Annotated in this window: 16 protein-coding genes, 1 tRNA gene and 2 pseudogenes; 3 read left to right on the top strand and 16 right to left on the bottom strand. The window is 33.9% G+C overall.

Annotation, left to right across the window (positions count from 1 at the left end):
• Positions 1 to 204 precede the first annotated feature (204 nt).
• Positions 205 to 584: pseudogene (locus WCV66_RS17425) on the top strand (DUF3900 domain-containing protein); the annotation flags it as partial.
• A gap of 508 nt (positions 585 to 1,092) precedes the next feature.
• On the opposite strand, the gene WCV66_RS17420 reads toward WCV66_RS17425, so the two are convergent.
• Both WCV66_RS17420 and WCV66_RS17415 read right to left on the bottom strand, forming a co-directional pair.
• Positions 1,093 to 2,214, bottom strand: coding sequence for a restriction endonuclease subunit S (locus tag WCV66_RS17420; protein WP_338786291.1), 1,122 nt, complete (start codon positions 2,212 to 2,214; stop codon positions 1,093 to 1,095).
• A complete protein-coding gene (locus WCV66_RS17415) occupies positions 2,202 to 4,289 on the bottom strand; it encodes a class I SAM-dependent DNA methyltransferase (protein WP_338786290.1) in 2,088 nt (695 codons plus the stop codon). Before WCV66_RS17415 ends, WCV66_RS17420 begins: the two co-directional genes overlap by 13 nt.
• A gap of 459 nt (positions 4,290 to 4,748) precedes the next feature.
• On the opposite strand from WCV66_RS17415, the gene WCV66_RS17410 reads away from it, so the two are divergent.
• Positions 4,749 to 5,237, top strand: coding sequence for a hypothetical protein (locus WCV66_RS17410; RefSeq protein WP_338786289.1), 489 nt, complete (start codon positions 4,749 to 4,751; stop codon positions 5,235 to 5,237).
• A 180-nt stretch (positions 5,238 to 5,417) separates the two neighbouring features.
• Here the strand turns inward: WCV66_RS17410 and WCV66_RS17405 are convergent, their stop codons facing one another.
• The 9 genes and pseudogenes from WCV66_RS17405 to WCV66_RS17365 form a co-directional block, all read right to left on the bottom strand.
• A complete protein-coding gene (locus WCV66_RS17405; RefSeq protein WP_338786288.1) occupies positions 5,418 to 6,524 on the bottom strand; it encodes a hypothetical protein in 1,107 nt (368 codons plus the stop codon).
• Positions 6,525 to 6,602: 78 nt separating this feature from the next.
• Positions 6,603 to 7,304, bottom strand: coding sequence for a site-specific integrase (locus WCV66_RS17400; RefSeq protein ID WP_338786287.1), 702 nt, complete (start codon positions 7,302 to 7,304; stop codon positions 6,603 to 6,605).
• 75 nt (positions 7,305 to 7,379) lie between these two features.
• Positions 7,380 to 7,452, bottom strand: a tRNA-Arg gene (locus tag WCV66_RS17395).
• A 194-nt stretch (positions 7,453 to 7,646) separates the two neighbouring features.
• Entirely contained in the window at positions 7,647 to 9,068 is a 1,422-nt protein-coding gene (locus tag WCV66_RS17390) for a restriction endonuclease subunit S (protein ID WP_338786286.1), read from the bottom strand.
• On the bottom strand, positions 9,061 to 10,488 hold the full coding sequence (locus WCV66_RS17385; RefSeq protein WP_338786285.1) for an N-6 DNA methylase: 1,428 nt from the start codon (positions 10,486 to 10,488) through the stop codon (positions 9,061 to 9,063). Before WCV66_RS17385 ends, WCV66_RS17390 begins: the two co-directional genes overlap by 8 nt.
• Positions 10,489 to 10,622: 134 nt before the next feature.
• Entirely contained in the window at positions 10,623 to 13,829 is a 3,207-nt protein-coding gene (gene hsdR, locus WCV66_RS17380) for a type I restriction-modification system endonuclease (protein WP_338786283.1), read from the bottom strand.
• A gap of 291 nt (positions 13,830 to 14,120) precedes the next feature.
• Positions 14,121 to 14,650 (bottom strand): annotated as a pseudogene (locus tag WCV66_RS17375) (recombinase family protein).
• 504 nt (positions 14,651 to 15,154) lie between these two features.
• Positions 15,155 to 15,310 carry a hypothetical protein gene (locus WCV66_RS17370; protein ID WP_338786282.1) on the bottom strand — a complete coding sequence of 52 codons (156 nt, stop codon included), beginning with the start codon at positions 15,308 to 15,310 and terminating at the stop codon, positions 15,155 to 15,157.
• Positions 15,311 to 15,889: 579 nt separating this feature from the next.
• On the bottom strand, positions 15,890 to 18,955 hold the full coding sequence (locus WCV66_RS17365) for an ATP-binding protein (RefSeq protein WP_338786281.1): 3,066 nt from the start codon (positions 18,953 to 18,955) through the stop codon (positions 15,890 to 15,892).
• 426 nt (positions 18,956 to 19,381) lie between these two features.
• Between WCV66_RS17365 and WCV66_RS17360 the strand changes: the two genes are divergently transcribed.
• A complete protein-coding gene (locus tag WCV66_RS17360) occupies positions 19,382 to 19,771 on the top strand; it encodes a hypothetical protein (protein ID WP_338786280.1) in 390 nt (129 codons plus the stop codon).
• 52 nt (positions 19,772 to 19,823) lie between these two features.
• On the opposite strand, the gene WCV66_RS17355 is transcribed toward WCV66_RS17360, so the two are convergent.
• The 5 genes from WCV66_RS17355 to WCV66_RS17335 all read right to left on the bottom strand — a co-directional run bounded on the left by WCV66_RS17355 (position 19,824) and on the right by WCV66_RS17335 (position 24,929).
• Complete coding sequence (locus WCV66_RS17355) at positions 19,824 to 20,471, bottom strand: hypothetical protein (RefSeq protein ID WP_338786279.1); 648 nt, start codon at positions 20,469 to 20,471, stop codon at positions 19,824 to 19,826.
• Between the two features lie 76 nt (positions 20,472 to 20,547).
• Positions 20,548 to 21,726, bottom strand: coding sequence for a hypothetical protein (locus WCV66_RS17350; protein WP_338786278.1), 1,179 nt, complete (start codon positions 21,724 to 21,726; stop codon positions 20,548 to 20,550).
• A gap of 545 nt (positions 21,727 to 22,271) precedes the next feature.
• Positions 22,272 to 23,398, bottom strand: a protein-coding gene (locus WCV66_RS17345) for an IS3 family transposase (RefSeq protein WP_338786277.1) whose coding sequence is annotated in 2 segments (ribosomal slippage) — positions 22,272 to 23,149 and positions 23,149 to 23,398 — 1,128 coding nt in all. Because the reading frame shifts where the segments join, the coding sequence is not laid out codon by codon here.
• A gap of 122 nt (positions 23,399 to 23,520) precedes the next feature.
• Positions 23,521 to 24,300, bottom strand: a complete 780-nt coding sequence (locus tag WCV66_RS17340) for a hypothetical protein (protein ID WP_338786276.1) — start codon at positions 24,298 to 24,300, stop codon at positions 23,521 to 23,523.
• A gap of 290 nt (positions 24,301 to 24,590) precedes the next feature.
• A complete protein-coding gene (locus WCV66_RS17335) occupies positions 24,591 to 24,929 on the bottom strand; it encodes a YolD-like family protein (RefSeq protein ID WP_338786275.1) in 339 nt (112 codons plus the stop codon).
• Between the last annotated feature and the right edge of the window lie 45 nt (positions 24,930 to 24,974).

The raw sequence follows: 24,974 nt of genomic DNA, 5'->3' as shown, positions 1-24,974 counted from the left end.
TTCTTGATTATATTAATTTGTTTTATTGTCTTAACTGTGAAATTAAAACTAAGACTATTAGATCATATGAATGATAAACCTTTATTAATTAATTGTAAAATTTATGTAATTTTTCTAACGCAATGTGTCTAGTTATGAATAAGAATTAAACTGTAATTTTAGAGTGATAAATTTTTCACATTAATTAAATTTCTATTTTTTATGTATCCATACATGCCTGAAGAGGAAATGATTGAATCTGGCGATCCAGCAAGCATCATATGCCCGCTACTTCGAGGATTTCTTGAAATTTGTTGAATTTGGAGAGTCGATGCCTGAAATTATGAAAAGTAAGGTCATGATAATTGTTCAGGGACATGTTTATGAAACATATGCGGAAACATTCAAGAGACAGCAATTTGAATATGAGCTTGAAATTTGGGAAGTAAGTCCAAATCGTGAGATTCAAGAACGGCAACAACTGATCTGGTTATGGAAGCTACAGCAATGATTGTAGAGCTACCCCTAAAGCTGAGCTGATGATGAAAAGTTGTGAAACGCATATTAAGGAATCACTTGCAGATTTTGGAGAGAATGTTCAATTATTTTCTCTTTATGAATTAAACAGATGTAATTGGTGGCAATATGCTTGGTTTACCACCATTCTGCCACCAGATTAATCCATTATGTTATAAGGGTTTCACAAGATTTCTTCATGGCTCCGATAATTTTATTTAACAACCCCAAAACCCTCTTTAATTACAAGAATATATACACATCTTTTGATAAACTAGAGCAGGTATGATTCCTTTTAATACTCAGTTAGTGCCTTGATCTTTTTTCAAATTTCTTTAGAATATTCAATTTTTCCCCATTTAAGAACTTATCCATAAGTGCCAAGTAAATTAGAATTTCATCTGGAGCAGCAAAATGTTTTTCATTCCAATTCAATTTCAATCAAAGGAACTTTAAATAAGTATTCTCCATTTCCAAAATTCAAAGCACTACCACTGAAAGAAAACTAAGTTCCAAGTAAACCAATCATTTAAATATTATAACAATTAGCAAAGAGCATAAAGACTAATTCACGTCTCTATGCTCTTCAAACAGTATTTATATTTCTATTTCTTTAGATAATAATTCATTTAATTGATTAACTATCTTTTCTTTAATCTCCATTAGCCTCTCGTGCTTGCTAGCAATTTCAACTTGTTTTTCTAAATCAAAACTTCCATCTTCCCTTATTGGAATCAATATCTTCTCCTGTAATTTATTAATCATATCTTTACTAAGAGTAGTGTATTCATTCTTACCTTCTATACCCAAACGACCTTTAATATTTCTCCTGAAAATTGGCTCCAAAATTATCTTTATATATTTAAGATTAATTTTTTGACCTTGGTCAGTAGGAATTAGAATACCTCTATGATTTGTAATTGCAAATTTCTCATTGTGATACATAAGGTATCCAGCAAGTCCATCTTTAGCCCAAGTTAAATATTCTCCTTCATAATTATACTTATTAATTAAACTAAATTTCTGAGTTGTATTTCCTGAATATAATGGGTATTCTCCCGAATTTTGCAAGCAATACTTTTGCGTATACTTACCATCTCCTAATTTCGGCGTAAATAGTTCTGTAATTTTCATTGCCTTACAATCAGAATCTTCAAGGAAAGAAATACTTAGAGCCTCTATTTCATTCTTTTTTTCTTTTAATAACTCCTTCATAGCCATAATTTTTTCGTATTTATTAGCTATAACTTTTTGCGTCTCTAAATCGATTTCCCCTTCATCGTTAATGGGAAATGGTAATTTTATATCTAACTCTTTTATCATCGTACTATTCAGTTTACTATATTCATTTTTCCCTTTTTCACCCATTCTACCTTTTATGTTTTTTCGAAAAATGGGTTCCAAATGATACTTTATATATTCTAACGAGATATTTTGATGTGAAAATTCTTCTTTAAATGACATTATACCTACTATATTTGTAATTGAAAATTTACCATTAATAATTCTTATATATCCAGCTAAACCATCTGTATTCCAAATCAAAAATTTGCCTTCATACATATTATCTGTTATATAACCTAAAGGTTGATCTATTTGAGTAGAATAAACAGGGTACTGTCCTTTAAAATTTTTAATATATTCTTTCGAAATTACTTTACCTCTTTTTAAAATAAAGATATCATTGAGTTTTATATCTTTAAACACTACTTCAGACAATCCAATTCCTCCTTAAAATCATTTATCAAGTCAATGGTTTCAGTTAAAAGGGTTTGGAAATCTTCAATAGTAGAAGTATCTTTTTCTTTCTTTAATCCAATTTTTACTTTATCTTCCTCAGACCACCAATTTTCAATGATCCAACTTATATCTTTTTTTAATTCAACTGGCAATAATGCTTTATACTTCAAATCTGATTCAAAATAACTTTTGAAAGGTTCATCTATTTCATTTTTGTTTGATAAATTTTTAAAGTTGTTGTATTTACACACTGCTTCATGCAAGTCATTTTCTTCAATATCAAATCGATTTGCATCTAAACTCTCACCAATAGATGTACATATATAAGTGAAAATTGGGTAGTCTTGTTTCACATTGTTATTAATTTGATTTTTGGATTTCTTTTTCAAAGTCATTATATAAGTCTTTTTAGGCGTATTGAAGAAAGTATTTACAGGTAGAGAAATAATACTCTCTATATTAAAAAACTTTAATATGTATTCTTTAAGTTTCTTATTAGCTAAATTAGATAAAATTCCATCTGGGATAACAATGTTTGCTATGCCACCATAATCTAAAGATTTTGCAATCCACTCCATAAACAATGATTCTACACCTGAACCACCCAATGTGTATTCTTCCGTTTTGTTCGCCTCATCTTTCATAGTTTTTGATTGATAATAAGGCGGATTTGCAAAGATAATTTGATATCTATTTTTGTGTACTTTCTCCAAAGTTCCTAATAAGGATTTACTTAAAGTATAGGTTTCATTCAATAATTCCTTAGCCAAGTACTGCACCTCTGGCAATGAATTATTTTCCCTAAATAACTTAGAAAAATATATTAGCATATTAGCTTTAGCTAAAATTGTTGTAATGTCATCGCCAGCGGACATCATTTTATCGTATCCAAAAAGCTCAACTTTCTTAACTAACTTATTATGATCATCCATGTAAAAGTAATCATCGATATCATCAGCTATACTTTCTAATAAAAATTTCCCTACACCACATGCTGGATCACATATTTTCATTCCTTCTTTAATTTCAACCATATTAGTCATTTCTTTTACTACTTTTAATGGTGTGAAAAATTGGCCCATATCAGTCTTATCATCGCTATTTTTCATGAATGTTTCAAAGAGTTTAGATTTGAAATCTTTGCTTATATCCAAAAATTTCCCTTTTCTTTTTTCGTACTTTTTAAATTCAATAATGACCTGTTTAAAAATCATATCAGTATTGTCCTTACTAATATAATTATTATAGATATCTCTTTCAGAGTGGAAAACTTTACCGTTTATTATCGTTGTTCCGTCTTCACCTGTTGGGAACAATGTTTTCATTGTCTGACGAGGCCCTTCTAAATATTTACCTAATACCTTTGCATCCGAACATTCCTCATCAGCATACATATTATAAGTATAATTAAATGAATTGTCGCCAGTAAGAATACCAATATCAGATAAATATTTAAATAAGAATACCTCTACAAATGTATATAAAGACATTTTTGCAGATGCAAATGTTAAATTTTTCAAAATACCATTTATTTTTTGCGCTAAATCAGTTGGGTCTAAATACTCTTTGTTTAAAATCTGATTATTATCTTTATCTATAGACAAACAAATTTCATTAATTAATTTAACTAATTGCTTTGCATTTTCTTTTGGTTTAACCTGAAAATCAATAGGGTTCCCTTTATTATCTAGAATTTTTTCACTAGTTAACGGATTAATCCAAATAAATTGGTCTCCATCAGAAACTATATATATTTTTGCAGATAATGATTTCGCTACATGAATTTGTTGATCAATAGCTTTCTGAATATCAGATTCTGATTTGAATTTTTTAGGCACTTTTTGTTCTTGATAAATTATTATATTCTTTAATTTATCTAAAATTAGTACATCTGGTTTTTTATCTAATATTTTTTTCGCAACATTAACTTTCTTAATTTTTTTTGTATCCATTAAATCTTTAATAGTTGTTGAACCTAAACTAAAACATTCATATTTATCCAAAATAATAACATTGTATGAGTATAATTCATTTTGTATAGTTTGCTCTGACATGCTTATTCCCTCATTTAATTTTTCTATTTTATTTAAATACTATCACTAGTTTTGTTAACATTCTACAATAAATTATTACACTGAATAAAGAGCTCTGTAATTAAAACTAGTAGTTAGTATCAAATAAAAAAGCTTGGAAAACCTTTTAATAGGCTTTCCAAGCTTTCATTTATTACTTTTGCACCCACAGAAAGAGTGTTCGTCCCTGAATTCGATAGATTGCTCTCCTCTACCACCTTTGCTGAAGAACTTCTTTTGGCTTCCAATCAAAACGTCGTAAAAATGAAGGGAATTTCTGTGCAAGGGAAAAAAGTGATCCATATCTCCCAGCCCGGCATGAAGTGGAACGACGCACAAGACCCCTGTATGCCTATTCCGAGGATGCCATTCTTTTTAATAGTGCCCAGCTTTATTGTAAATCTTCCCAATTACCTCCCGGACTGATACACTGGGGACGGGGTGAAAGAGATGAAATTGAGCATGTTGCTGAAAGCGTATGGATTCGATCTTAATCAACGAATCAAGATCGTTCGCCATAGCGACAAGAAAAGAGGATACGACTTTCCCCTTCTCCATCAGAAGGGACAGCTTGAAATCTATCAGAGTTACCAGGAAGACCCGGATTTCCATGACTGTGATTTACCTGTTCTCATTCCTTGGGCAACGAAGACCTACGAGAAATTCATCGGTGTCTACAAGGTCGACGGAGTAAATCCTGCTAAGGAACCCCCCCTTACCGAAGATTTTCATCATTACGACATCTTTAAGCCAAACCGGAATTACTATTACGTCCTCGAAAGGGTTCAACTGTTCGACGAATGGAGGGACCGTCTGGTCATCTACTGGGGAAAGGGAGCCATCCATGGAACCAGAAGTTCCCTAGAAACGACAAGGACTTTATTGAATCCTCCCAAAAGGATACGTCCGTCATTTCCCTGGTTACCTTGACTTCATCCTCAAGCACGAGGAGCTGAAAAAGGTGGTAGACTTCCCAGATGCCCACAGCATGCTGAGTGCCGTTGCGGGCGTTTATGTTATCCTTGACACGACGAACGGCAAACAATATATCGGTTCCGCGAGCGGCACGGAAGGCATAATAGGACGCTTCAGATCATATGCGAAAAACGGTCACTTATATTCATCTTCATCTTCATATTCATCTTCTTCTAAAGAAAGTCCATAATTTGTTGCTATCTTCAGATAATCTAAACCAAACTTGCCAAAGTATTCAATATCATCATGATCTATCCCCGACCACTTACCCTGCCATGCATTCTCAAAGTACTTTTCTGGATCATGAATAATCATAATATTTCTAAATAAACCCAATAAGTTAGAAGAATCTATCACTATTTCATCAATCGATACTTTTTTCGTTTCTACTATTTTATCAATAATATTATCAAGGTCGTTTAGTGTATTTATTCCCATTTGTCCCAATTCATCTATAACATTTTTTTCACTTTTCATAAATGTTGGTTTTATCATTTTTTTAGCTATTGGAATACTAAACTTATTTTGTACATATGCCATTAAAGACGTTCCGTCAATTTCATGTTCTAAGTTCCCTTTTACTGTATCATTCGTTATCTCAATTGAGTACTCTTCAAGTTCATTTGAAAGCCTATCAAATTCCCTGTCAACCATTTCCAAACTTGCTGCTGCTAGTGCAAATCTTCTTTTTATATCATTTTTTTCTGGTAACGAATTATTAAATTTATAGGTTCTATCATGAGAAATATCTGCCCAAGCGTGTTCTAAAATGGTCCTAATTTGAATTTCAAAACACTTATCTTTAAAATGTGAGTACTCGAATAAACTTGTCCTTGCCTCGTTAAATTTAGCTATGTAATGAACTGAACGATATCCAACTTTATCGTCACCCAATTCCTCACCTTTATCTGAACTATTCTTCTCATCAATAATAAATTCTGGTTTAATCAAATTACATACCTTTGTAACATCTGATTTAACAAAAGTAATAATTCTTATACCAGCAAAGTCTTGAATTTGTTCTTTTGGGTTTTTATATTTTTTACTCTTTGCTTTAGTAATCAAGCTTTCTACATCTTTAGCACGAAAAGTTATAGAGTGGTATTCTACATTATTTTTCTCTAAAATATCTTCAATTAAAGAACCTACTTTTTTAGATAAACTATCAAATAACGGTTTTTCTGTTACATACCAATCTTCTAAATCTTTATATATATCAGTTTGGGTTTCAATTGCACTCATTACAACACCGCCACACTCTTTTTAGAAATTTTATCATGTAATTTTTCCAAATACTATAAATAGTTGTAAAATATTCAACTATATTCCATCTCCAAAACTTAATGCTTTTGACACCAACAGTAAGTCATTTGATTTTGCATATATATTTTTAGCAAATCCTCGTCTTAAAGTATGAGGGTTTATATTATTGATTCCGTACTTTAGTGTGTATTTTCTAAGTTGCTTTTGAATTGAATTTGACGTAATAGAATTTGATGTTGGCTTTCCTTTAACTGTGATAAATAAGTTATCATTAACCTCTTTAAATTCACTTCTAATTAAACTATTCTGCTTCACCATAACTTCTAATAAATAAGCTATTTGATTATCTATCGGTAAAATTAAACCTTTATGATTTTTCATAACTTCTCCGTCAAGCCGCAGTCTCTGATTAACAAAATCAACGTGCTGTTCTCTCATACGTGCGATTGTTCCAATCCGTAATCCGCACCGATACATCAATAAAATTGCCGTAGCATTTCTTAAATCAATAAATTTTGTATAATCTAAAACAGATAGCAGTAAGTTCACTTCCTCATCCGTTGCACCTACTTTGATTTCCATATCTACTTTGATATTGACCGACCGCCAGAACTTATTAGCAAACCAACCATTGTCAAAACAGCGACCAAGAAATGCCTTGAAGCACTTTAAACGCGTCAATTTAGTTGTATTAGCGACGTTCATCTGTTCCAACCATGAATAAATAATGTCTCTCGTTATATCTAACAAATATTTCACTTTAGTATCTCTAATACAATATTGCAAAATTGTACGATAATCATATAAAGTTCTTTCACGACAACGTTATAAAACTGGACGTCCCAGGAGAGATTCGAACTCCCGACCGACGGCTAAGAAGGCCGTTGCTCTATCCTGCTGAGCTACTCTATATACCGCTGTCTTGCATCCGTTCAGTGTAACGGTCACTTTTCGAACTTAGACCGTAATCTTGATTTCATTATATGGGAATTAATTTACCATTGCAATTCAAAAAGATTGATGAAGACAGCTGCGTAATAGAATCAGTTAATGTTTGACGTGATAAAAAGAGAATCCAACTCTTGATGCCTCAATGTATTTTTATTTCAATTGCTCTTCTAGAACTTCTTTCAGCAATTCAATCGCATTTTCTTCACTCGGGTCATTTGTTCCAAGTTCCCCTCGGAAGGCTTTTGAAAGGATTGATTCTCTCATAGCTTCTAAATTATCAAACGTAGTTTGAGTTAACTTTTGTTCTTCTTCTAATTTACTTAAAACATAATCTACTTTCTCCACTATTCTTTCTTGTTCATTGAGAGGAGGAAGTGGAACTAGTTGTTGTTTTACAGTCGTTAAATTTAATTCAACTTGATTTGTACTTCCACTCCATGCGTTTTTTAGTTTGTTTTGAATATAGGGTCCTGACAACCATCTAAATAACAGACGACTATTCATAATATTATCGCTTCTTACTATAGTCACATGTGAATCAGCTACTACAATTCCTTCTAATTCATTTATGATTGCAACTCTTCCAATAGTTCCTGTACCCGTGGAGTTCCAAAGTATATCATTTTTTCGGAGTAAACGTTCTTTTGTGTAATTCTTAATCGTTTCTTCATCGATAAACCTAGCTGGATTAATATCAAAACCACTCCATTGTACACATTTTTGCGACACCACCTTCACATTCGATAATTCAACATATTTAGGAGACTTTCCCCTTTGTATATATTCGCTTATATCTTCTAATTTTGTCCAAACCCAGTTTTCAGGAATTTCGAATGGTTCGTTCACATCATTGTTAATTTTGTCCGTTCCTAATACCTTAATCACACTTTCTTCCTTACTATCATTTGTCCCCAATACCCCACGAAATGCCTTATCTAAAATGGCAGCTCGACGAAGTTCAAACGTTTCCTTCGCTTCCTCAATCAACTGCTTCGCTTCTTCAATTTTACTTAAAAAACGTTTTATTTTCTCAGAAATCCGTTTTTGTTCTTTCATAGGAGGAAGGCCGATAACAAAATCTTCAATAAGTTCCTTTCTTATGCCAGTTTGTCCTGCTGTTCTATGAGATTCTTTGATAACAGGATTTTGGATAAAAGGAACTTGTAACAAATAATATAAATAGTCATTATCCATTAAACATTTAATTGGTGTTGCTTTCATTAAAGCAACATTATAAGCGCCACTTAATCCTCTTAAAATTTGAAATACTGGTGGACCATATCTCCCAATCATGACGTCATTTTCTTCAAAAGTTCTTTTTGCAAGCTCTTTAGGAATATATGTTTTAAATTTATCTGACTTAAAATCTCTTATTTGGATTAACCTAATATAACCATCCAGCTGTTCATCTTTAAAAACAGATTTAGGGGGTTGACTACCACCTTGAAATTCAACTACTTTCCCCAATCTTACATATACCCAATTCTCAGGAATATCATAAGGTTGCTCATCTTCTGGCACTAACACCTTTTCTAGTAGTTCATTCAACGTGTGAACTTTCTTCTTACTCATCCTCGCTCACCTCAACTGCTCGAAGTTCTTCTACCACTTCATTTAATAAATCCATTGCTTGTTGAAGTTTCGCAATCGCTGCTTCTGCCGATTCAATAGGGTCTGGTAAGTTTTCGTATGATGATAATGACTCATCTGCAATCAATCCAATGTCTAAACTATCACCTTTTTTTGCAATTTCTTCTCGAGTAAACTTGTTCCAACGTTCATCTTCCACCTCAGAACGGTCTTCTGCGATATACGCTTTCATGAAGTTTTCAAAATGAGCCATAGTTAATTGATTACGTTTCCCAAATGAAGACATGTTTGTTCGGAGGTCATATACCCAAACGTTTTTCGTGTTATCTTGGTCTATTGTTCCTTTTGTGAAGAATAAGACATTCGTTTTAACACCTTGTGCATAAAATATACCTGGTGGCAAGCGTAAAATAGTGTGTAGATTACATTTGTTCATCAAGTCATGACGAATTTGCTCACCAATGCCGCTTTCAAACAGAACATTATCTGGCAACACAACTGCTGCACGAGCTTGTCCATTTTCTTTTAATGCTTTATAGATTAACTGCAAAAAGTTAAGTTGTTTGTTGGATGTTTCATATGTTAAATCATCACGAGATACCCGTTCTCCGCCTTTTTTTGTACCAAACGGTGGATTTGTTAAGATAACATCAAAATTCTTCATCCACTTACCTTGACTAGATAATGAGTCACCTTGTTCTAATCGCCCTTCCATGTTGTGAAGCAATGCGTTCATTAACGCTAGACGATGTGTATCCTTAACAAGCTCCATTCCTGTAAAAGCTTCTTTTTTCTGAAACTCTGCTTGTTCTGGACTTACCCCATCGAAATAGTTGTCTGTCTTTTTCTTTAGATACTGATCTGCAGCAATCATGAAACCGAAGGTTCCAGCCGCTGGGTCAGCACAGCGCTCGCCAATTTTCGGGTCAATTAATTGAATCATTACATCAATTAATACACGTGGTGTAAAGTACTGACCTGCACCTGACTTCTTCTCACTGGCATTTTTCTCTAATAGACCCTCGTATAGATTTCCTAAACCCTCTTCTTTCGCATTGTACCAATCAAGTGCATCTATCGATTTTATAATTTTCTCGAGATTTTTCGGTTCGCCAATACTAGTAGAAGCATCACTATAAATAAGACTTAACTGGTTATTTTCACTACCTCCTAAATCAAGTAACAGTCGCTGATAGAACGTCTTTAACTCCAAGCCTTCTCGCTCTAATAAGTCATTCCAACGATAGCCTTCTGGAATAACATCTTCTGTCTCTTGTTCTTTCATCATTTTTAGAAATAATAAATACGTCAATTCCGTCACATATTGTTGATATGTAATCCCATCATCACGTAACACGTTACATAAATTCCATAGCTTTTGAACGATTTCTTGGTTGTTCATTTCCTACCTCCTGCAATCTTAATATACTTATTTTAAATAGATTCTTCTATAAATCCTCGTTAAACCTATAATCAACTAATTAAAGCAACCTACCTATTATTACTTATAAAATGCCTCAATGAAGGGCACGATTTTTAACTAATATATAGATTCTCATTTATTGTTTTCACAACAGTATCAATAAGATCACCAAACTCACGCTTTAACAACTTATACCCGCCTTGACTAAGAAAAGGCTCTTCAGTAAAAGCTTCCTGTGGTGTCGGGGCTAATACTGGGACTTGAAGTAATTGTTTTTCGATTCTCTCTAACCATTTTTTCTGCCTCGGTGTCCAGTCATGCAAGGAATAGACTTTCTGCATTGATTGTTTTATCCTCGTTTCGTGATCAACAAGCGCTTCACCTAACGCAGCTTGACGTATGAAGCTTATGATATCCGCTGCAATTTCTTCGTTTTTCGTCTGTTTCCAAGCTGTTTGTAAATGAGATTGCTTAAAGCCCTTTGTCTCTAGAACCGTAATTAATTCTCGTAAATCCTTCCGAGTTAGGTCTATTGGACGTGTGCATACAATATGTAGTGCAGGAATTTCGTTTATGTTTTCTTTGATAAACTGAACAAAGCCGTCCAAATAATCTTCTGGGCGCTTGTTTCCCTCTCCGTATCCTCGAATTACACCTTCCACTTTATCTTCTTTATTAGAGATATATCGTTTCTCTCCTGTTACTCGATACGTTTCCATATATTCAAATAACATGGTATGCTGTTTTGCTTCTTGTGGGGTATATGATTGAACTTCTTTTACCCACTCATCAACATCTTTTCCGTTCGATAACTCTTTGAACTTTTTCTTGCCTTCTTCATTCAGTCTTTGCTTACGACGCTGAATTTTTGCTACCAATTGTTCACGGCAAAAAGTTAGTTCCTCTTCTGTTGTTGCATTCGCAAGTGATTCATACAGGTCACCTATACTGTAATTTTGTCGTTTTACGACAGGTTTCATCTCAGTATAATTTTGCAATTTATCATAAATACCAACAGCATCGTACACGTTAAAGTGTGTTTTCCCAATGTCTGGACAAAGACGAGTCGCACGACCAAGCATCTGGTCATAAAGAATACGAGATTGTATTCGACGTAAAAATACCAAATTTGTGATAGTTGGAACATCAATTCCTGTGGTGAGTAGATCTACTGTAACAACTACATTGGGCAGACGCTCATTTTTCAATCGTTTAATTGCTTCTAATGGCTTATATATATACCCTGTAATTTTAACAATAGCATCATCTTCAATTTCATCACCACGCTCTTTAAACCCTTCCTTTAAGAGACGGACAACCAAATCCGCATGTTGATCAGTTGCAGCAAAGATTAGTGTCTTCTCTTTTCCTGTTGGATCAATGTAATCGGCTAATTTATTTAGGACTGCTCGATTAAATGGTTCAGTAATAACTCGCTTATTAAACTGCTCCACTTCAAACCGAACCGTATCTTCTATTTTCTCTAATTGAATCTCACCTTTATCAACATCATATACCTCTACTTCTTCATCCTTTTCAAATACGATTCCAGCTTGTGAAAGTTCTGTCTTAAACAAGTAGGGAGGCTCATGGTCTACTAAATATCCATCTAACACTGCTTCACTATATGAGTATTTAAAAATCGGCATTCCGAATATTTCCGTTGTATGAAGTGCTGGTGTAGCAGTAAGTCCTAAACTAGCGGCATCAAAGTAGTCAAGAACACGTCTGTATTGGCTCACGTAATCATTTTGGTCACGAAATTCTAATTCTTCTTCAGACATTTCTCGATCACTCGTATACCCACGATGTGCCTCATCTACTATGATAAAATCATACTGACCAACACTCGGGAGTTTTTCATTATCACTATAGAACAGTCTTCTAACCATACCTTGAACCGTTGCAATTTGTACTTTGGTTTCAACTTCTGGGGTAATGTCTTCTAATGATTTTATATCGTATATATCCGCAAATGAGTATCCCTCAATTTTTGTATCTTTTAATGCATCTTCTGTTTGTGTTCCTAGAGAGGTTCGATCGACTAGAAACAGGATGCGACGACATTTTTTCGATTTAATTAATCGGTACATAAGTGCGATCGCTGTACGAGTTTTCCCTGTACCTGTTGCCATCGCAATGAGCATTCTTCTTTTCCCTTCTATAAGTTCTTCCTCAGCTGCAAGGACTGCACTTTGTTGATAGTGACGTAAACCAAACTTCGTGATATCCTCTTCTTCTAATCGTTTGTTAGCTCCCAGATATTCTTGACTAAGAATAAGATCTAAATCTGCAGGAGAATGCCAACCTTCTAACGGACGAGCATGTTCTAGTGGTTTACGAGAATCCCAAAACCAAATGCCTGACTCTTCTTGTAGCTGTCTTAGAAAAGGACGACCATTAGTAGCGTATAAGAAGGGTACTTTGTATTCACTAGTCGTTGGTATGATCACTTCTGTGTCAACCTGTACAACATTCTTAGCATAGATTTTCGTTTGACTTTCCAACGCACTTGGAATGGTTTTTTTCTGGGCTTTTGCTTCGATAAATCCAACGAGCTTAAATCCAATGAATAAAGCATAGTCTACTCTTCCACCATCAACCCTCCACTCAGCGATTGCCATGTTTCGGTTTTTTTCTGGTAGCGTACCATTCTTTTGATGATTTAAGACAGTAGTATCAACTTCCCATCCTGTTGCACGTAGTTTTCCGTCAATAATCGTACGTGTTTCTGCTTCGGTTAATTGTTGACGACGCATAAAGGTTTTGGACTTTCTTTTACGATCTGCTTTAACGCCTGCTTTTTCAGTTTCCGCTTTCTGAAGTGCTTTTTCTAATTCTTCTTCAAATTTCTTAACTTTTTCCTCATATTCTTGTTGAAGCTTCTTTGTATCTGTTTCTACTTCTTCCTTAGGCTCTATGTATTCTGGTGCTTGGAAATCCCAATCACCATATACCTCCATAAACCAAATTGATAAGCGGTAGGTTAATTGGAGGAATGCTTTGGCATCTTCAGTTTTCCCATAGCCAGCTTCGTGCATCGCCAAATTACCTTTTTTTCTTAGGATTTCAAAGATATCGATTAACTCTGGCTCAAGTAAACCTTCTCGTCTAAGTGTATTAATACGATCCATCTGTGTTGTCCCATATGCTTCTTTAATGTTTTCTGCGGCAAGTACAAATTTCGTTAATGTCTCCGCAAATAAACGAAGCTTCATTACTGTCGTATGTGGGTCGTGATATACATTTCTCTCAGCTGTCTCTCCCAAGTTAGCAAGTACATCCCATTTCCCTTGGAAAAATGAAAAGTTGCTATTCATTATTATCACCGTTTTCCCTAAGAATTGTATGTATCCATTATACTACAAACTTACAAAAATTAGTGCATGAGTGGGAACTACTCTATAAAACGATGTTAAAGTTATAACCCTTTGATATTGAACTTAGTTATGAATAAAATCGATATTTCATTAATCGAATAAGGTTCGGAAAAATTGTGACGTGTGGATGGATCAGCCTATCCTGTTTCCTCCCCAAGAGCCTAGTGAATATGTGGAAATATGCCCCCATATCCCCAACATTAATAAAGAAAAGACCCCGTAAGGAGTCTTTTAACTTGCTTCGTATTCTTTAACCCTTCGATAGATTAGCCTTATTCATATTTGATATCTTCATTGCTTCTACTACAGTGATATCTCCTGCTCTCCATTGCTTATAAGCTTGCTCAAAATTCAGATGTAATAGAAGTCTTTGGTCTTCCTAGGTGTTCACCCTGTTCCTTTGCTGAAGCTATGCCTTCAGCTTGACGAGCCTTAATCTTAGTTCTCTCTTCTTCCGCAACCCATGATAATACTTGTAATACCATGTCAGCTACAAAAGAACCGATCGAATCATTGTATTACCGCTGTATCCAATAAGGGCATTTCGATCACGACAATAAGTGCTTTAATGTTCTTTGTGGTATCATTCCACTTACTTAGTATCATCTCTTTGTAACGACCTAGACTATCTAATGAATGAATGTATAACGTATCTCCTTTACGCAAACGCAATTTCAAAGCTTGGTATTAAGGTCTATTGAAGCTTTACCACTTTGCTTATCAATATGAATATCACGCTCATTAATGCCAAGAGCATACATGCTATCTCTTGTGATGTAAAGTCTTTGGCTGATATATTATGCTCAATTCTCCTTTCCTTTTAAAGGGTAGACAGGCGCAAAGTTCGGAGGTAAAATCTACCAATATGTAAAAATAGTAGAATTGGAGGAATTAAAATTAACAAGCAGAATTTTGAACTTTTTAAGGAGATGTACTTCCTTGAATTAGATAACAAAGAGAAAATAAACTCCCGTATTTCTGTGCCACTAAGTATTGTTACCTTGCTCGCAGGAGGTTTTGTGTTTCTTCTCTCAAACCTTAATGATATTAAGGGTGAAGTCTGGAGGCCATTATTCTTTTCCTTTTTCTCCTTATTTTCTGTATCACTTCTTATTTCAATTTTTTATATGGGAAAAGCTTATTACAACTATATATACCAGTATCTTCCCTCATTAGCAGACTTAGATGACCAAGCACAAACCTCATTCTTAATATCTTAATATCACACTAGGTAATAAATTATTTGCCTGACTAAATTGATGATGCTACGCTTTAATTTCTTCACCGTTCATTTGAATATTTTTCCGAACCATATTCATCGATAAAATAGCCGGCTGGATACCGTCTTCATTCCTTTTCTTTTGCTTTGTTCTGCCATAAAAAAGCCTCCTTCGCTTCATCGGTGATTCCCAACACAGCAAAAGAGGCTCCACAGTCTGTTTGATAGTACCCTAGACAGTCTGTCGGTAAAACACCTCTTGAATCCAATTTATCAAAACGCTTGAAAATGTTAGTGTGACAATGTTTTTGGCGGGACTGCGTGGGAATCGAACCCACCAGACCACACACGCAGGTCTCAAGAAGTTTTGAAGTTAGAGGCACGTATCCTTTTTGGTTTCATTTAGTGTTATCTAATGGTTTAAAGTCTTGATTTAATGCACTTTTTAACTGGTTATATATCATTTAATTTTATCTTATACTATTTAAAAACATCTAATCCGTGACCAAGATGTGACCAGTTTTTTTGGTTTATTGTTAGGGCAGAACAAATCATTGAGGAGGTTAGATAAACCTCCCTTTTTCCAAATAAGCATGAAAAGGACGATCTTATTAATATAGTTAAGAGGTTATTTTTTTTAGTTTGAAAAGCGGTTTTAGAACTTCTTTTCAGACAATCTCTTATAAACTTTCCGGTTGACATCCCGGCTGTTAAATGGGGAGTATATATATATGTTTAGTGATAGAAGGTGGTCAGAATTAATTATTCATTTGTAAATTCTTTAGTTATTTACCTTTCCAAACGTGCTGAAGCTGCGGACAATTTCGTTATAGTAGTTTTTGCGGCTAAAGCGCTCTAAATCCCCGATGACATAAAATTCTTCCTTTGCTCTAGTTGCTGCAACATTTAATAAATTCGGCTTAGCACAAGACCAATTTGCGGCTCCATCTGTTTCCAAGTCTGTTCCAGCTATAAAATAAACGATGTCAGCTTCCTTTCCTTGGAAGGTATGGACAGTACCAATAGATTTCTTAATCCACTCTTTTAATTTAGGAATTTTATAAGGCTTTAGTGCCGCTTCTACTTCCTTCTTCACTTCTCTTCTTATAGCTGTGAACGGCGTGATAACAAACACATTTGACAATTCTCCCTTTATCTCAAATAACTCAACTAACTGTGAAGCGACGAATTTCCCTTGTTCTTTAACATACTGATTTTGTATCGCTATTCCTGTACAATTGTACCAATAACCAGTACCTTCCTTTGTTTTTTCTTTTGCCAAGACCATTTTTTCGTCATATGCAATCTTATTTGCTATTGTAAACATTGGATTTCGACAACGACGATGAACCCATAAAGGAATACCAATTCGTTGATTTTCATCTCTACCTTTCAATGTACCAATGGGATTCGCTAAATCGGCTAAATTTTGAACAGATGCACTTAACCCTATATACTTATCATCAATTTCAAACGCTTGACGAATATCATACAATATTGTCGAATCTAATGTCACAACAGGCTCAATTTGTATAGGGTCTCCAACAACAATAGCCTTTTTTGATCTCCATAACGCTCCAACTGCTTGTTGTGGACTAGCTTGCCCTGCTTCATCTATCAACAAATACGAGATAAAGTCTTCACCAATCCCTCGATACATTGATGAAAAACTTGCAAATGTCGTGCTTATTACAGGTGTGATTAAATGGATAATATTCCACATGTTACGTAAATACTGTCGATCTTTTTTTTTATTTAAATTCAATATCCGGCGATTTGAAAACACAACTAGCGCAGATTTAATTGATTTGGAATTATTAATTAAAAACAACTTATGTAGTTTTATTGCTTTTAAAAATAATAATCCCCTTTCGAAATTTAGTTCATCTGTTTGCCAAAAAACTTCTTGTTGGCGGTTATTGTAATTTTCCTTTTTCCAATACTCTTTTGTTGGTAAGACTAAATTTTGTTCTTCATAGAATGATTTTTCTTTTTCAAATTGCTCGCAGTCACTTTGGAGTTTCTCAAGTTCTTTTGTTAAATTTTCTTTTTCAATATTTAATTGTAGTTTTTGTTTTTCTACTGCTTCTTGTTTCTTATTAAGTTGTTTAAGTTGTTTACGAAGGGCCTCTTCTTCTTTATTAGAAGAAACAAATATATATTTTAGTATACGACGGAGTATAGAAGGCTTCGGCAAGCTGTCTAATTGTTCGATTGTTAATAGCCGTTGTCTTTCAAAAGATTTTGTTTTAACGATTAGTTGTTCGTTTTTTACTTTGAGTACATTTAAGCGCTCAGTTAGTTCCACCTTTTTTGAAATAGATTCATCAAAGTTTTTTGCTAGTATCGCAAATCTTTGAAGTTTTTCTTTTTTCTGCTCAATACGTTGACGTAATTTATTAAATTCTTGAACGGCACCTAACCAAGAATTTTCATCTATATCTTGGGCATCTTCATTCAAGTAATCAATAAGAGATAAAGATTTTGGATTTAATGATTCCTTAAATTTTTGCTTATCAACTCCATTAAAAGCTTTACTTACACTTATAATATTACTTGATCGACCTAAAGCGGCCGAAAATAATCCCCAAGTGGGTTCCTCAGTCTGAATAACTTTTCTCGAAATCTCTGTGTAGTATCTTAATTCTTCTGCTTCTGCTTTATAAACTTGATCATATTTATCATCATTTTGTCGAATTACCTCTGAAAGCTTTGGTAAATCTTTCGAAATATTTTCAACCGCCCCATTATTACTTGAGGCCACTACCATTGAGAATTGTGTTAAATCACGTGCGATTTCATGTACATTGTATGTATATACCTTATCTTCTTTGCCCGGAATTGAAACTTTGCCAATAGTGTTAAATGCTTCTTTTGGATTATTATATTTCGTCATTACTATTGCACGTTGCACCAATAATTCAGCAAAGACATCTTTTAATAGTGTCGTTTTACCGGTACCAGGTGGCCCATTGACTGAAGTGATTTTCTCATTTTCATTTATGATTTGGTTAACTGCAACTTGTTGCATTAATGATAAACGGTGAGTAACAGGAGATGGCCATCTTCCTAGAGTCAAATTTTTTGGTTGTAAGATCTCTTCAATTACTTCTGAGTTTTCATCTATTTGCAGTTTCATTTCTTTTCCTTCAATAAACTGTTTTAATGTAGAATTTGGCCCCTTAAATAAAATCTGCTCTAAATCATCTAAATAGAAACTAACCCAGTTAAACTTTTCAGATTCTTCTTTTTTATTTTGGAGTATTGTTGCGAAATAGTTTGTTACTTTCGTTGACGGTGTCTTAAATTTTTCGTGGAATTTAATTTTAAATTTTTCTATAGCTTCCTTATTTATACCATCTTTTAAAATAGCCTGAGCATTTAGTTCCATGTCCTCCATAAGAAGACGATATTCTTCTAATAAATCATCGTATTTAATTTTTTTTTGTGATTCCATTACCTTTAAGATGAAGTGTAAATAAGGAATAAATAATGATCCAGAAACAAATTTCCCTTCATTATTTACTTCAAAAGTGAAGCTAAAGTAGCGTGTATGTTCTTTATTTATAATTTCTTCATCGCTTTTAAAATAGTTTCGAAAGGCTTTTACCAACTCATACTGCGGATAGCAGTCGATGTAATAACGAAAAACGGTCATATATTCATTGGAATTAGATGGGATAATTGTATCCCACGGGTACTCATCGAATGAAAGTGGATTGATTTGCAGTCTTTCTTTTCCGTCTGTAAACTTGTGGCCTTCAATCTCATTTCCACTTCCCTGAATTTGCCCAGGTGCAATAGCCTCTAATAAATACCAGGCCTTTAGTACGTTTTTCATTGTCATAACTACAACCCTTTCTATAACTACAACCCATTCTCTTTTATTTGACTCTTTAAATAGTCAAGGAAACTGGATACCATTATTATACATTAATAATTCAAAGAATTTTTCGGGATTATAAACTTCCCTATGGTCTTTATGTATGTTTATGAGTTTGCTAGTGATGTATTCACTGTCAGGAGAATTATTAAAGCACACTGGCTTCCGTGGCGTTTTTTCTAGGGGAAAGAATGAAAAATGTTCGATAATTGTTAGAAATATAGCTGAAGCTGTTTCTCCACCGAAAACAAAAAAGTTGAAATAAAAACTTGTGATAATGAACAACTCAAAACTTTTTTGGATGCCAATCTATTTAACTGCCATTTATACAGGGATACGTCATGGTGAGGTCTTAGGGGTACGGTCAGGATATCGTTTTTTGATAATAATGTGATTTATGTAAGACAATCATTACAGGAAGTAAAAAAGGTATGTTTAACATTAAAGGAACCTAAATCGGGCAAGAGTAGATCTATTACAATAACTTCGTTCCTTGCAAAAGAATTGAAAAAGATCTATAAGCAGCAATTAGTGTACAAACTTTTATTAGGTCAAGTATTTAATGAAGAAAATTTTTACGGACGTGATCCACAATTAAAGTCAGATCAGGAAGTAATAGAATCTTTTACCTACTTAAATAATTTATATAATTGGGATCTGCTTACAGTTTCACTATCTCCTGAGCATTGTGGTGGCGAAGAAGCATGTAATCACTTGTTTCAATTATTCCTTAATGTATTTGAACTAGATTTAAAGAAAGGAATATCATGGGATAAATAAAAAACGCATAAGCTCTTATGCGTTTTTTTTGTTTTAATTTTAGATTGATAATTCATTTTCCAAATAAACGACCAACTTGTAGATACAGTGGTTCAAGTTTTTTTACCAAGTCATTTATTTCAATATCATTTTGTTTTAAACCTGCAATAGCTTCATAAAGCACATGAATTAGAAATACAGCTAAGGTCCCTAGGTTCTCTTTTAATACCTCCGGTGTGAATGAAGGTTGTCTTAGTATAAACTTGCCTTCATCTGTTATTTGAACCAGATGTCTCAAGGAATGATATTCAAATTTAAAGTGGGAAGCGTTGTTATTTAAGTACACACGCACTTCTTTAAACTCCCCGTTAATCTTTCTAGCAATGTCCCCCGCTTGAGGTAAGGTTCCCTCATAAAATTGCTCAACTCTATTCGGGTCCTCTCTTAGATATACAAGTTTTTCATAGGCCTCTATTGCCGGTCGAAACAAAGCCCCGGACTCCTGTGCCAGACCGTCCATTGCTAAACTTAACATCCCATGACATAACGTGTGGATTTTAATATTAATCAATCCAGTTACCCTTAAAACTCCAGTATCTTCGGTGTAACTGCCAATTACTTCATCGAAGAGATTAAACAGCTTTACTACACAATTATAATCATCACTTAGCTCATTATTAAATATTTGCATAGCAATCTCTCTGTTTTGCCACAAATTCACTTCTTATCACACCCTATCAAAACACTTCTTTAGAATTGTCAATATTATTACTAACAGCATTACCGTATTAGAGGTTTTATTTCAATAATTGACTTCTATTAAGTTCATGGTCTATTGCATGGATTAATAAATGCAAGCACGGACCTGATAAGTTGAAACAGTAATCAGGTAACAAGCCTTTTTCTATTATTGTCTCTAAAGAAATTATTCCTGTAGAAAAATTAGCTCCACCGTTAGCATATTCCAATACTTTTGAGAAGTCATAGTAATTATCAGCATAGGTCCTTGAACGCATATTTAACAATTCAAAGACCTCATATTCACTTTCATCAACTTCTTGAATAATTTTGTAATAAGCAGGTATGATCGGTTTCAAATCCAATAAATATTTTTTCACAAGTTGTTTATCTTTTTCCTTATATTCGTTCAGATCACATGATAGGAAAGATATATAATCTTGTATAGCGTATTCATAGTATTCTTCAGTTAATTTTCTTTCTTTAGCTTGTTGATATAATTGTTGTAGTTGGTTATGGTCAGTGCCATCAAGGTCATGTTGTACTGGGGTATTTTGCAGTCTCTTTTTTTCTTTCAGATAAAGACGATCTATTTCGTCCATAAGCTTCGGTAAAGTGTTATACCGCAACGCCACAAATTTTATAAGATCATCAACTGTAACCTTTTTGGTACCACCGTATTTTTCTTCAGCTCTCCAATTGTTGGAGTAAAGTCTAATATAAAATTCTTCCTCGTTAAACAACCTTTTAGATGACCAACTACTGAAAAAACGAACTTCCATATTAAAACCTTCAAGTTCAACTTTATTACCATTTACAGCATGAACACCAAACCAAGAGCGTATCTCCTTGAAATACTTTTCGTCAGTATAATCTCTATCAAATTCTCTTCCGTTAAAAATACTTCGGTCGTCAATATATGGTTGTTTGACATTATTAACCTGTCCTATAGATAACCATAAGTGATTAACTGCTTCGACTATCATATCAATAGTAACTAAGAAATGAGTAAATTTAAGAGAGGCAATATTCATGTTTGAATACTTTTCAGGTTTTTCTATTCCTTCTACAGAAACAGTTAACCAGTCCATACAAGAGCAAATCTTGCTCCAGATATCTTTTCCTTCTACATTACTTTTGGCTTTATAATCAACAAAATAAAGTCTTATAAAATCATTATTTTCATGAACCCTTGTTCTGAAGTCATATATTATCTTAGGATCTAGTTCAGGAACCATAGTATTTTCAATTTCCTTTCTAAAAGTCCAACGACCTAACTAAAAAAAAGCGTTAATTGTTCTTGGATCATCGCCGTCCGTTAGTAAACAAACAACACCTTCATATCTTTTTTAATTGTTCAAAAATTTCTCTCTATGCCACTTCATATAATTTTGCTGTCGCTCATTTATACTAATTCGCATTTTTTCATTGATATTGAGAAGAACTTTTGTTGTATCATCTAAGCTTTCCTTAATAAGGACTTTTTCTGTCTCATCAAAACGCAAGTGATGAGCTTCATAGAATGTTGAGGTCAGGATATCTCGCACGATTGAAACCTAAAAAAGAGAGAATTTACTAACATTAATAATATAAGTCCATTCAAGGCAAAGATGTTGCTCTTTGCTTTTTTATAACTAAAAAAGACCACTTTTCGTGATCTGTATTTTTTTTATCTGTTCAACTAAAGGAGCCGTTAGTTGAAGTAGAGTCCTTCACAATCCTTTCTCACCATAATAAACACCAATTTCTTTATAAAGAAAAAAAACAACTTGGATTGTCAACACTAAACTAGACAACTTTTTTTAAGGTGTGCGAGTTTGAATTGAATTGGACTTAAGTACCCTAGTGTCCCGTGAATTCTATTATGATTAAACCAGTAAACATAGTCATGGAATTCTTTCGTTAAATCATCTAAACTATCAAAATAGCGACCTTTGACAAACTCCGTCTTAATGATTTTAAAGGTAGCTTCAGCTACCGCATTGTCATATGGGCAGCCTTTCATACTTAATGATCGTTGGATGTTAAATGTCTCTAATGCATCATCAATAAGATGGTTCTTGAACTCGCTTCCGCGATCTGTATGGAAAATACGCATTTTGCGGAGATCACACTGAATCGATGCTAATGCTCGGTAAACTAATAACGCATCCTTTTTTGGTCCGGTACTGAATCCGACGATTTCTCGATTAAAGAGATCAACAAATATACATATATAGTGCCATCTTTTACCGACTCTTATATATGTTAAATTACTGACAACGACTGATAATGCTTCGTCTTGTGTGAACTCACGATTTAATTCGTTTTTCTGTTCAGATTCATTCGTTCCGGAGGAATGTGGTTTAAATTGGGCAACTGTATAGGCAGAAACCAAACCCTGCTCCTTCATAATTCTCCCAATCCGACGTCTTGAAACTTTCTTACCAAGTTTCCTTAGCTCGTGTTTTATCTTACGAGTACCATAGTTTTGATGATTCACATGAAAAATCTCAATGATATCAGTTGTAATATCATCCTCTGCGTGACGTTCTCTTGCTTCATAATAATAAGTGCTTCTAGGTAGTTGGAGGACTTTACACATTGCTGATATCGAGTATTTGTGATGGTTATTCTTGATCACATTTACTTTCGTCCTAGTATCAGCGCGGCTTGCTTTAAAATATCATTTTCCATTTCTAGTTGCTTATTACGCTTACGAAGTTCCATTAGTTCTTTTTGTTCAGGAGTGACATTGTCTTTTTCCTTAAAAGAACCAGAACTCTGACTTTGATTCACCCATTTATCTAAAGAAGAAGGAGTAAGATCATACTCACGAATGATCTCTTTTCTCGGCTTCCCATTTTGGTATAGTTGGACGATCTGTTGCTTAAACTCTTCCGTAAAGGTTCGACGTTCTCTTTTGGTCATAGTAGATTCTCCTCAAATGTATTATCTGTAGTCTACTTGACCTTAAAAATTCTGTCCAACTTAGTGTAGCCTTTCCAACTAACTTATTGTCCTCTTTAAAAATATTAACTAAGACTAAGAATTTAGATTGTATCGAATACCTTATTAGTGACTTTATTATAGAAACCGACACACAATTCGTAACAGTCTTCAAAGAGATTTTGCATTTCCTCTTTATCGTATGTTTCTTTACCTTTTATAAATCCAGGCATTTCAATTTCGACGTTACCATCATTTAACGATACGTTCGCTTGAGGTGAGATTAATCTTTCATGCTTATTCATATTGTCAATATCATTAACATAAGAAAATGAAGGTTTACTTGTGTATTCCTCTATAGCATCAGTAACAGTTTTATATTTGATATCTCCAAGAAGATCATTCCGTACCTGATAAAAGTATAGTCTCTTAGGGATTTCTTTTTCTGGGTACAAGCAAGCATAGAGAAAATGTCCATAATTATCAAAAAAGCTATGAAAAGAATTAAAGAACGTATAGCTTATTTTACTAAGTAGGACCTCAGGAGGGACAGATGTTGAACAATAATTTAATTTACACTCTGGAGGACCCGAAACTTGCCCTTCACTGAAAAGTTTTCTATTCCATTCACTATAAGCTTCGCCAAGCCCATTTAAAGAATAATAAAATGCATTAAGGTCCAGAATTGCATATAGAATTTTCTGTTGTGCACTCTCTAGGTAAGTTATTATTTCTGAAACTTTCTGTTCTACAATTTCTTCGGTGGCAGCCACCTCAGCCATAGTGTTTTTACTTTGAAGCCCTTCTACATTAGATATCATTATGTAAAGCTTACTTTTCCATTCTGAAGGTATGGATGCTGAAAAATTTTCTTGCGTCTTCATTTAAGATACCCCTTTGCTTTAATCTCTTTATAGTAATCTTTAGATATAATTCTACAGACATGTGTAAAATCCTTTTTATCGATCTGGTACGATTTGTTAAATCCCTTTTTTTTCTCCCTCGATTGTTAAATACAGATCTTGACCTAAGTACCATATTATACAAAAACCACAAATAAGGTATATTTTCCTTAACTAGGTGTATTCATTATTAACTTTTCTTATTTCATTAAACTACCACTTTAGTATAATAAAAAACTGCCAGCCTTTAGTTAAGGTTGACTCAAGTATGATCAATTCAACACCTTCACTCCCACTACACTATCGGATGCCACTCGTTCAAATCCACCAGGCTTCACCTCAATCCGCAGCTCATAAGTTATCGGATCGACGTAATGAACACGCCCAGTCATTTCATGAGTAAATCCATCGTCCCATAACTTCAGCTTTACGGCATGGCTGTATTCCATTGCGTAAGCTATACGTAGGTTAAACTCTTCCGTCTGATGTTCGTCTAATATTGGCTTAGCAGTCCGAGCTTGATCCTTAAACATTTCGCTGGTCATTTCGAATGCTAGCGGTATAAAAGAAGCCGCCTGCCATTTCATTTTACCACGGTCACGCATTGTCATAATGAATCATCTCCTTTGATACCATTATATAAGAACTTATGTTCT

The sequence above is a fragment of the Metabacillus rhizosphaerae genome (assembly GCF_037201795.1).
Classification (GTDB): domain Bacteria; phylum Bacillota; class Bacilli; order Bacillales; family Bacillaceae; genus Metabacillus; species Metabacillus rhizosphaerae.
Note: the sequence above shows the minus strand (reverse complement) of the source record. Positions and strands in the feature narration are given on the sequence as shown.

Bases quoted from the DNA above. Each gene is read 5' to 3' on its own strand.
- WCV66_RS17415 (WP_338786290.1), bottom strand. From the start codon at position 4,289: ATGTCAGAGCAAACTATACAAAATGAATTATACTCATACAATGTTATT.
- WCV66_RS17405 (WP_338786288.1), bottom strand. From the start codon at position 6,524: ATGAGTGCAATTGAAACCCAAACTGATATATATAAAGATTTAGAAGAT.
- WCV66_RS17390 (WP_338786286.1), bottom strand. From the start codon at position 9,068: ATGAGTAAGAAGAAAGTTCACACGTTGAATGAACTACTAGAAAAGGTG.
- WCV66_RS17385 (WP_338786285.1), bottom strand. From the start codon at position 10,488: ATGAACAACCAAGAAATCGTTCAAAAGCTATGGAATTTATGTAACGTG.
- hsdR (WP_338786283.1), bottom strand. From the start codon at position 13,829: ATGAATAGCAACTTTTCATTTTTCCAAGGGAAATGGGATGTACTTGCT.
- WCV66_RS17365 (WP_338786281.1), bottom strand. From the start codon at position 18,955: ATGACAATGAAAAACGTACTAAAGGCCTGGTATTTATTAGAGGCTATT.
- WCV66_RS17350 (WP_338786278.1), bottom strand. From the start codon at position 21,726: ATGGTTCCTGAACTAGATCCTAAGATAATATATGACTTCAGAACAAGG.
- WCV66_RS17340 (WP_338786276.1), bottom strand. From the start codon at position 24,300: ATGAAGACGCAAGAAAATTTTTCAGCATCCATACCTTCAGAATGGAAA.
- WCV66_RS17335 (WP_338786275.1), bottom strand. From the start codon at position 24,929: ATGACAATGCGTGACCGTGGTAAAATGAAATGGCAGGCGGCTTCTTTT.